10 protein-coding genes and 1 pseudogene are annotated in these 9643 nt (G+C 63.8%); 2 read left to right on the top strand and 9 right to left on the bottom strand.

Going from position 1 to position 9643, the window contains the following annotated elements; all coding sequences use genetic code 11:
• The coding region (locus tag ACILRA_RS14235) for a glutathione S-transferase C-terminal domain-containing protein (protein WP_395662754.1) at positions 1–352 on the top strand (352 nt) is incomplete at its 5' end.
• Positions 353–355: 3 nt separating this feature from the next.
• Here ACILRA_RS14235 and ACILRA_RS14230 read toward each other — a convergent pair.
• The 9 genes and pseudogenes from ACILRA_RS14230 to ACILRA_RS14190 all read right to left on the bottom strand — a co-directional run bounded on the left by ACILRA_RS14230 (position 356) and on the right by ACILRA_RS14190 (position 8770).
• On the bottom strand, positions 356–2287 hold the full coding sequence (locus ACILRA_RS14230) for an amidohydrolase (RefSeq protein WP_395662753.1): 1932 nt from the start codon (positions 2285–2287) through the stop codon (positions 356–358).
• Positions 2288–2301: 14 nt separating this feature from the next.
• A pseudogene (locus ACILRA_RS14225) lies at positions 2302–2622 on the bottom strand (carbohydrate porin); the annotation flags it as partial.
• 12 nt (positions 2623–2634) lie between these two features.
• Positions 2635–3540, bottom strand: coding sequence for a hypothetical protein (locus ACILRA_RS14220; protein ID WP_395662752.1), 906 nt, complete (start codon positions 3538–3540; stop codon positions 2635–2637).
• A 207-nt stretch (positions 3541–3747) separates the two neighbouring features.
• Positions 3748–4515: a sulfite exporter TauE/SafE family protein gene (locus ACILRA_RS14215; protein WP_395662751.1), complete on the bottom strand. Its 768-nt coding sequence runs from the start codon at positions 4513–4515 to the stop codon at positions 3748–3750.
• Positions 4516–5226 carry a phosphoadenylyl-sulfate reductase gene (locus ACILRA_RS14210; protein ID WP_395662750.1) on the bottom strand — a complete coding sequence of 237 codons (711 nt, stop codon included), beginning with the start codon at positions 5224–5226 and terminating at the stop codon, positions 4516–4518. It lies immediately after the preceding gene.
• A gap of 6 nt (positions 5227–5232) precedes the next feature.
• A complete protein-coding gene (locus ACILRA_RS14205; protein ID WP_395662749.1) occupies positions 5233–5763 on the bottom strand; it encodes a DUF934 domain-containing protein in 531 nt (176 codons plus the stop codon).
• On the bottom strand, positions 5750–7405 hold the full coding sequence (locus ACILRA_RS14200; protein WP_395662748.1) for a nitrite/sulfite reductase: 1656 nt from the start codon (positions 7403–7405) through the stop codon (positions 5750–5752). Before ACILRA_RS14200 ends, ACILRA_RS14205 begins: the two co-directional genes overlap by 14 nt.
• 4 nt (positions 7406–7409) lie before the next feature.
• Positions 7410–7751, bottom strand: coding sequence for a DUF2849 domain-containing protein (locus ACILRA_RS14195; protein ID WP_395662747.1), 342 nt, complete (start codon positions 7749–7751; stop codon positions 7410–7412).
• On the bottom strand, positions 7748–8770 hold the full coding sequence (locus ACILRA_RS14190; protein ID WP_395662746.1) for an NAD(P)-dependent oxidoreductase: 1023 nt from the start codon (positions 8768–8770) through the stop codon (positions 7748–7750). Before ACILRA_RS14190 ends, ACILRA_RS14195 begins: the two co-directional genes overlap by 4 nt.
• 174 nt (positions 8771–8944) lie before the next feature.
• Between ACILRA_RS14190 and ACILRA_RS14185 the strand changes: the two genes are divergently transcribed.
• Positions 8945–9571: a helix-turn-helix domain-containing protein gene (locus ACILRA_RS14185; RefSeq protein WP_395662745.1), complete on the top strand. Its 627-nt coding sequence runs from the start codon at positions 8945–8947 to the stop codon at positions 9569–9571.
• The last annotated feature ends 72 nt before the right edge of the window (positions 9572–9643 follow it).

The raw sequence follows: 9643 nt of genomic DNA, 5'->3' as shown, positions 1-9643 counted from the left end.
AATGCATGCGGGGTTTGGCGCACTGCGCAATGCCTGCCCGATGAACCTGCGCCGTCCGAGGAAGCCCGTACCCATGAGCGAGCAGGTTCTGAAGGACGTGGCCCGCATCGAACAGATCTGGCGTGACTGCCGGACAAACTTCGGCAAGGGTGGCAAGTTCCTGTTCGGCCGTTTCTCCATCGCGGATGCGATGTATGCCCCTGTCGTTTCCCGTTTCGACACCTATGCGATACCGGTGGCGGACGATACCCGCGCCTACATGGACACGATCATGCACACCGCGGCCTTCACTGCCTGGCGCGAGGCGGCACTGAAGGAGACGTGGATCGTTCACGCCGACGAGGTCGACTGAGGGTCAGGCCTTCTCCGTCATGGTGCTGAGGATGTCGAACATTACACCCGACACGCAGCCGCGGTTGTGAGGTGCATTGGCCAGGATCTTGCGGGCCAGCGGCGTCTGGCGCTTTTCAGGCAGGTTGCGGAAGTCGCGATCCACCGCCAGTGTGGCGAGGAAGGTTGAGAAGGGGTGCTCCTGCCCATTGTTGCGCTCCGCCTTTTTCAGCTTTTCGGGCGGAGCGGTATAGATTGTGACGCCTTCCTTGATGGTTTCGGCCACCACGATCTGATCCAGGGTTTCGGGATCGACTGCCGCCGGATCCTCCGTCAGGATCACGAAGTCGGCAAGCTTGCCCTTTTCGATTGAACCTTTTCTGTCTTCCTCAAAAATCTGATGCGCCGCCCAGAGCGACAGCGCCTTGAGGCCGGCATCGACCGGAACGCGCTGGTTCGGCCCCAGTATGTCGCCCGAGCGCGTGCGCCGCGTGACCGTGGCGTCGAGGATGCGCATCGAATCCGGCAACGCCACTGGCGCATCATGGTGCGAGGTGAACATGGCGCCGCGCTTCAGGTACCAGCCGGTGGGCGTGATGTTGTCGGCAAGGCCAGGGCCCACTGTGTGGTCGCGGTGCCAGTCACCCCAGTAGAAGGTGTGCATGGGGAAGAGCGAGGGAAAAACGCCGAGGCTGACGAAGCTGTCGACCTGGTCCTCGCGCTCGAAGTGGCCATGGATCAGCACAGGGCGGGTCGGCTTCTTGCCATGCTTGGCCTGCGCCGTCGAAACCGCGGTGATGAGCAGGTCGGACGCGCGCTCGCCGGCGGAATGGGTGATGATCTGCATGTCATTGGCATAGGCCCAGTCGATGGCGTCCATCACCTGTTCAGGTGTTGCTGCGGAATAGCCTGAATAGCCCGGCTGATAATTGCCAACGGGTGCGTAATAGGACCGGTCACGCCACGCCGTGAAGCCCTGGGGCGAGCCATCGATGGTGAGCTTGGCGCCAGCCACCCGGAAGCGGTTCTTGTAGTCCGGGCTCACGGTCTGCTTGATAAAGTCACGATCGACCAGAATGTCGGGATAGGCAACGGCGTCGATCTTGAAGCCGCCGTCCCCGGCCACCGCCATCATCGCCTTCACCACACCCGGCATGGCCCGCGCTTCCTGCGCCGTGGTGTAACCGAAGGACGCCCAGAGCTCCGAGCCCGCGATGGCGAGGGCCTGCACCCCGGCAGGCCCGATGTTGCCGAGCAGCTTGGGAAGGGCGTTCATCATGGCCGTTTCTTCGAGCACGCCGTTGGGCTCCGCCGTTCCAGGCTTGCGCTGGATCACGCCACCGGCCGGGTCTGGCGTCTCCGCCGAATAGCCCACGAGCTCGAGCGCCTTGGAATTGAGCACCGCGAGGTGGCCAGACTGATGGATGATCGCCACCGGCAGATCCGTGGAGATTTCGTCCAGCTCCTCCTTGGTCGGGTGGCGGAGTTCCGCCAATTGGGAATTGTCATAACCAAAGCCGAGGATGATGTTCGCCTTCTTGATCAGATCCTCGTTCTTGCTCACCCAGTCGCGCAGGGTCTGCTGGATGACGGCCACCGAGTTGTTGGGGCCGTCGGGCGGCGGCAGCATGTTGGCGGAGAGCGCCTGCAGTCCGCCCCCAACCATGTGGCCATGGCTGTCCACGAAGCCCGGGAGCAGGGCGCGGCCGCCGAGATCAACCATCTTCGTATTGGCGCCCTTGAGCTTCATCACGTCTGCGGCTGTGCCCGCTGCAAGGATCAGGCCGTCCTTCACCGCCACCGCCTCAACGCGCGGGTTGGCGTCATCGAGCGTGATGATCGGCCCGCCGGAATAAATGATCCCCGCTTCTTCCGCTGCCATCGCCACGGGTGCGAACAGTGCCGATGCAGCAACACCTGCGAGGAAGACGCGGCGGTTCAACTGGAATGTCGTCATTGGGCTTTCTCCCCTCAGAACTTGATTTGTGTGCGCAGCGCGCCGATCACCGCGTTTTCCTTGTCCGGCGTTCCGGTATCGATCCACTGCAGGTCAGCCGAGACCCGCAACCACGGCGCAAGCGCCAGATTGTAGAAGGCCTCAAGGCCCGACTCGTCGTTGAGCCCCACCCCGAGTTCGGCCAGTCCGTCCTTCAACTCATCGCTGAAGCTGTGATGAAAATAGCCAATGCCCCAGCGGTCGAGATCGCGGCCGGGGATGCCGCCCGTGCCGCCGATTCCGCCGAACAGGCTCCACGCGAACGGGTTCGGATTGCCGTCGGAGATCGCCGCCTGCGCGAAGACGCCCTAGCCCACCGCCGGATTCTCTGCATCCTGCCAGAGATACTGCTGCGCGCTGACGCTGGCGTACCAATATCCGTCCTTGTCCTGAATATCCTGCGACTCTGGCGGCAGCAGCAGCTGCGGGATCGCTGCAAGGTCGAGACCGTCACTGGTGCTGTAGACGCCGCTCACGTCAAAGAAGCCCTGCCTGCCGGCGATCTTCGTCGGCACGGTGATGGACAGGCTGGTGGTGACGCCCTCCGCAAAGGGGTTGCGCAGCACATCCGGATCCTGCGCATTGCGCGGGTCATAGACCATCAGGGTGAAGTTTGCCGGATCGGTCTTATAGCTGGCGATGGCGCCCAGCATATAGGGCGGCACCACCCCGCTGATGGGGGCAGCAAGTGCGGTGTTCATGAAAGTGTCGATGCCGCCCCCGCCGAGGATCGGGGTACGAGAGACTGGGTCCAGCATGTTGAACTTGCCCGCCGAGATCGAGGCGCGGGGGCCCAGAGCCTGCGTCACGGTAACGGACAATTCCTGATCGCTGCCGCCCATCCGCGGAAAGGCCAGCGCCGTGTTCACAATGATGAGCGATCCATCGCCGCGGTTGTTGGCGTCCTCCCCCCAGATCACCTCCTGGTGCACGAACACGCTGAGGCCTTCCCACAGCCCCAGTTTCTCGCCATCGAAGGTGGCGAGAATGTCGCCCTTGCCGCCCCACTGGATGCCCGTCTCGCCGTCGCCCGCCAGCACGCCCTGGCCGAATTCGGTGACCCAAACGTCGAGATTGATTCCGGTATCTCTCAGCGACTCCTTGAGGCCACCGGGCGTGTCGAAGATCGAGGGTTGCGTCCAAAGGTTTGATTCCGCAGCGCTGGCTGGCACTGCCGCCGCAGCCATGGCCAGTGCAAGGGCAATCGCCCCCAAGCTGCAGTTAATCCTCTTGCGCCCTGCCAACCAACTCCCCCTTGGTTCTGCGGGTTTTGACAACCCGTCGTTACAGTCGCTTCATCCTACCAAGGGGAATATGACAGTCTGTCAGGAAAACAACAGTTTCCACGTAAAAATATATAAAAACAGAGGTGATTGGAAATATTGCAGCAAAGAATACGTAAATCGTTAGAAAATGGCCTTCTAGACCTCCCACCCGGCAATGCCGCAGATGAGCAGGGCGACCGCGATCATCAGCGGTTTGCGGGGCGCCACCTTCAACAGCCATCCGGCGAAGAAGGCGGCGGGCAGGCCGCCGATGACCAGGCCCGCAATGGCTGTCAGGTGCTCGCTGATGCCGCTCGATTCTTTCCAAACGCCAAAAAAGATCGTGGCGGCGAAGGCGGAGACGACAGCGCAGGTGACGACGAATTCCGCCGCATTGACCGTGCCCACCACATAGCGCGGGGGTGCGCCTGCGCCGATCAGGCTGGAGGTGACCACGGGCCCCCAGCCGCCGCCCCCCATGGCGTCCAGAAAGCCGCCCACCGTCCCCAGCGGCGCGATGAATTTGCCGGGCACGGTCTTGCTCGCCGGAAACATCAGGCCGCGCCAGATGATCACGAGGCCCATGACGCCGAGGTAACCGAACACGAAGGGACGGATGGCGCCCGCCGCCACATTCACCAGCACCAGGGCCCCCAGAATGCCGCCGATCGAACCCGCCACGCAGAGGATGATCAGGATTCGCCTGTCCACATTGCCATGGAGAATGTGCGAGGTGCCTGATGCCGCCGTGGTGAACAGTTTTGCCGCGTGCACGCTGGCCGAAGTGTGTGCGGGCGGAACGCCGGTTGCCAGCAGCACTGTGGCGGAAATCACGCCATAGCCCATGCCGAGCGCGCCATCGATCAGCTGGGCGAAGAAACCAACAGCGGCGAAGATCAGGAAGTCAGCAAGCCAGGGTTCCATTCAGTGGCTGGTGCGGGAGGCAAGCGTCACCTGCTCGCCATTCACCGTCCAGTGGATGCCGCATTCGGTCTTGGTCGCGCCCGCCCAGCGGCCCGCACGCGGGTCGGAGGAGGAGCCGCCGGGCTCAGTGCAGGGCTCGCAGCCAACCGAGAAATAGCCGAGCCCGGTCAGCGGATGCGCGGGCAGGTCATGCGCCTTCATGTAGGCGTTGATGTCGAGGGCGGAGAAGCCCGCGAGCGGCTCAACCTTCAAGCGGCCATCGGCAATCGACAGGAAGTCGAGCGTAGCGCGGGCCGCGCCGTGGTAGCGCTTGCGGCCCGAGACCGTGACGTCGAAGCCTTCCAGCGCCTTGGCCAGCGGCAGCGTCTTGCGGATGTGGCAGCACTGGTCGGCGTTGCGGCTGTGGAGTGTGCCATCGGGGTCCTGACCTGCAAGATCGGCCTCGGCCGGGGTGATGATGCGCACGCCCGTCAGCCCCAGACGGTCGATCAGCTTGGCGCGGTAGGACAGCGTCTCCCAGAAATGCTTGCCCGTATCGAGGAAGATCACAGGCACCGCCTTGTTGACCTCCGAGACCATGTGCAGCAGCACGGCCGACTCCGCACCGAAGGAGGAGACGACCGCCGTGCGGCCCGCGAAATCACGCAGGATCGGCTCCAGCAGTTGCCTGCCCTCGAGACCCGCATAGCTCTCGAAGATCCTCCGGTCCACCTGCGTTCAACCTGCGTGTGGCTGTTCGAGCCAGGGTTCTGCGTCGGTGTGGCGCTCGGTCCAGATCTCGGCTTCAGCGCCGCGGCGGAACAGCCCGCGCTGATAGGCCAGCGACATCTGGCGCGAGGCCTTCTGCCAGGTCTCAAGCGGGAAGCGCTCGCCGATCTCGAAGGCATCGAAGCCAACCTGCAGCATGAACTGCAGCTGGTCGGGCAGCACGTTGCCAATGGCGCGGAGCTCGCCCCTGTAGCCCATCTCGCGCAGCCTCCGCGCGATCGAATAGGCGCGGCCGTCATTGAAGGCGGGGAAGGGCAGCACGATCACCGAGAGCCGCGGCAGGAAGCCTGCCAGCGCCTCCGGCTTGTCGGTGTTGCCGAAGCGCACGCCGAGGCGGCCGGTACGCGCCGAGAGCGCGTCCCACTCCGTGTGGAGCCGGGCAAAGGGCACGATGACGTCGCCCGCGTTGGGCAGCTCGCCCTCGGCCTCGGCGGTGATCCAGGTGTCGGAGACGAGCAGGTTGTTCTTAAGCAGTGGCATAGAGAGCCTCCTTGAAGGGCTTCGCACCCAGGCGGCGATAGGTGGCGAGGAATTCCTCGCCCGGATCGCGGAGCTTCAGATAGGTGTCGAGGATGGTCTCGATGGCATCCGCCACCTCATGGCCGGCAAAGCCCGGTCCCAGAATCGTGCCAATCGAGGCGCTCTCGGCGGAGGAGCCGCCAAGCGTGATCTGGTAGAATTCCTCACCCTTCTTGTCGAGGCCGAGGATGCCGATGTGGCCCACATGGTGGTGGCCGCAGGCGTTGATGCAGCCCGAGATGTTGATCTTGAGCTTGCCGATCTCGTCCTGCTTCTTCGAATCCGCGAATTTGCGCGAGATCGACTGGGCAATGGGGATCGAACGCGCGGTGGCGAGCGCGCAATAGTCGAGGCCGGGGCAGGCGATGATGTCGCCGGCGAGCCCGTAATTCGCCGCCGCGAGCTCCACCTTTTCCAGCGCCTGGTAGACGGCGAACACGTCATCCTTCTTCACATGCGGCAGCACGATATTCTGCGCATGGCTGACGCGCAGCTCATCGAAGCTGTAGCGCTCGGCGAGGTCGGCCATCACCCGCATCTGGTCAGCCGTCGCGTCGCCCGGAATGCCGCCCTCGGGCTTCAGCGAGATGTTGACGATGGCATAGCCATCCGCCTGGTGCGGCCCCAGATTGTTCTTCGTCCAGCGCGCGAAGGCGGGGTTGGCGAGCTTCGCTTCCTCGAAGCTGGGCGACCAGCGCGGCAGCTTTTCCAGCGGCGGGGCTGCGAAATAGGCGGCGATGCGCTTCAGCTCCCGCTCTTCCACTTCCGTCGAGGGGTGCGGACGCTTCGCATACTCGGCCTCCACCTCGGCCTTGAAGGTCTCGGCACCAATCTCATGCACGAGGATCTTGATGCGCGCCTTGTACTTGTTGTCGCGCCGGCCATAGAGATTGTAGACGCGCATGATGGCTTCGAGATAGCCGATCAGCTCATGCTGGGGCAGGAAGTCGCGCACGGTGACGCCCACCATCGGGGTGCGGCCCAGGCCGCCGCCGACGATCACTTCCCAGCCGATCTCGCCCTCGCCGTTCTTGTGCAGGCGAAGGCCAATGTCATGCACCTTTACCGCTGCGCGGTCATTGGGGGCACCCGTCACCGCGATCTTGAACTTGCGGGGCAGGTAGCTGAATTCGGGGTGCAGCGACGACCACTGGCGCAGCAGTTCGCCAACGGGCCGCGGGTCGGCGATCTCATCGGCCGCAGCGCCCGCCCAATGGTCTGTCGTGACATTGCGGATGCAGTTGCCCGAGGTCTGGATCGCATGCATCTCGACTTCGGCGAGCGCATCAAGGATGTCGGCCGTGTCTTCCAGCTTGATCCAGTTGTACTGGATGTTCTGGCGCGTAGTGAAATGGCCGTAGCCGCGGTCCCACTTTTCCGCGATCAGCGCCAGCTGGCGCATCTGCCGGCTCGACAGCGTGCCATAGGGAATGGCCACGCGCAGCATGTAGGCATGGAGCTGCAGGTAGAGGCCGTTCATCAGGCGGAGCGGGCGGAATTCCTCTTCCGTCAGCTCGCCCGAGAGGCGGCGTTCGGCCTGGTTGCGGAACTGGTTCGTGCGGTCACGGACGAACTGGTGGTCGAACTCATCGTAGCGGTACATGATCTCACACTCCCTCAGGCGCGGCGAAGCCCGCACCCTTGCCTTCGGCCTGCTTGCCGAGGTCCAGCCTCACGGTGGGCCCAAGTGCCCGCATGCGCTCGCGGATATGCGCGGCGCGCACCCGTCCGCCGATGCGCTCGGCATCGATCAGATAGGCGCCGGTCACGATGGTCTTCTTCTCATCGTCCTTGGCGCGCGCCTCGAGGGCCGCAGCGGCCTGTGGCTCCTGCGCCAGTACGGCGTCGTCGATGGTCTCGCTCCAGTCGCCCGAGCGGGTCAGGAAGACGGCGATCCCGTCCCTCAGGCGGTTGGCGGTGACGAGTTGTCCCTTCTCAGGCGTTGTCATGATGCAGCTCTCAGAATGTCTTCGCGAATGTCCTCGCGGACGGGAAAGGGGATGACCTCGGCAGGCTTGGTCAGGACCACGGCGGGTACCGTTTCGAAGGAGATACCCTCGGAGGCGACGGAGACCGTCTCCTCGAGGGACACTTCGTTGACCGAGAGCCGCACAACCAGCCGCCCGGCCTTTGCCTCGGCGATCAGAATGTCGGTGGCACCGTCATAGAGTTCGCCCTTCACGGGGATGCGCACGGCATCGCGCCGCGCCATCTCGAGAATGGCCTGGGGAACGCTGCGGTCATGCACGATCGCGTCTGCCTCATGCAGCTTGCGCTGCGCCTTGATGGTGAGGAGTTCGGGATCGTCCGAGCCGAGGCTGACGAAGGAGACGCGGCCGCGCGGCGCATGCGCATCACCCTCGAACAGGGCTTCGACGCCCGCGAGGTAATTGCAGGCGTCTCCCGCGACGAAGGCTTCGCGCACGTCGCCGAAGAAGAAGCGGTACCAGAAGCTGCGCCGCCGGTTGCCCGGCGGGATGGCGGCGGCGACGCGCTCACGGAGATCAGAGGCGGCGCGCGCGAGATCGCCCAGCGCCTGCGGCAGCATCGCGTCGATCCGGGCGCGCAGGCCCTGGCCCAGAATGGGGGCCGTTCCCTCGGTGCCGATCGCCACCACCACCGGGTCGCGGTCGACGATCGAGGGCACGATGAAGGTCGAGATGTCGGGATTGTCCACCGCATTGACGGGAATGCCCAGTGCCTGTGCATCCGCCGCCACCTGCTCATTGAGCGCGGCCTCGGCTGAATAGACAAGTGCCGCGCCCTCGAGCAGCCCCGACTGATAGGCCCGGGCAACCCAGTTGACGCGCCGCTCGGCGGCCAGTTCCTCATGCAGTTCGGGCGCGATCACATTGATCACGGCACCGGTCTTCAGCAGCAGCCGGATCTTCCGCAGCGCCTCTTCGCCGCCGCCCACGACGGTGACGGGGCGGTTCTGGAGATCAAAGAAAATGGGAAAATAGCGCATGATGGCCTCGCCCTGTTCGTCCCTTCAAACGTTCGGTCTTCCGTACAGCTGGACTGCCAGTCCACGATTTCGTTTGAAAGACTTTACGAAACCGGGCTATCTGAGGCTCAGCTAGAGGACCGAAAATCGGTTGTTCGTTTTAACGAACACTAGTTCTAATTACAGGACGACGAAATGTCAACGCGTCGCGGCAGGAAAGACAACCCTTCACAGGACTTTGATCCGACGCCCAGCCTGGGCAAGACCATCCAGCGCCTGCGGAAGGCCTACAACATGTCGCTGGGCGATCTGTCGGAACAGTCCGGGGTCGCGAAATCGATCATTTCCCAGATCGAGCGGAACGAGACGAACCCAACGCTTTCAACAGTTTACCGCCTGTCCCGGGCGCTCGACACAACCATTGACGAGGTGCTGCGCACCGAGGGGCAGCCGGTGTTCATCGAGCACCAGATGAAGTCCGGCGTGCCCATGCTGGAGAGCCAGGACGGGCTCTGCCGGCTTGCCATCGCCGGGCCGCTGAACCTGGTGGAGCAGGTGCAGTGGTATGATTTCCGGGCGAAGCCCTCAGGAATCCTCGAATCCGACCCCCATCCCCAGGGCACGGTGGAGCACCTCTATATGCTGGCGGGTGAGATCGAGGTCACCTCGGGGGACCAGACCCAGCGTGCCAAGACGGGCGAGACCCTGCGTTTCCGGGGCGACCTTCCGCACAGGATCGTGAATGTGGGCGAGGGCGATGCCCATGCCACGATGATGTTGGTTCTGCGTCAGCTTGGCGGCGGCGACGGACAGCTGTCCTAGTGGATTGGCCGGGACAAAAGAGTCCGATTGAAGGTTCCCAACGGCTTGTTGACGTGCGAATCTGAAAGGATG

Source organism: Aestuariivirga sp. (assembly GCF_044239095.1).
Classification (GTDB): Bacteria; Pseudomonadota; Alphaproteobacteria; order Rhizobiales; family Aestuariivirgaceae; genus Aestuariivirga.
The sequence above is the reverse complement of the archived record's forward strand: the minus strand, read 5'-3'. Positions and strand labels throughout refer to the sequence as shown.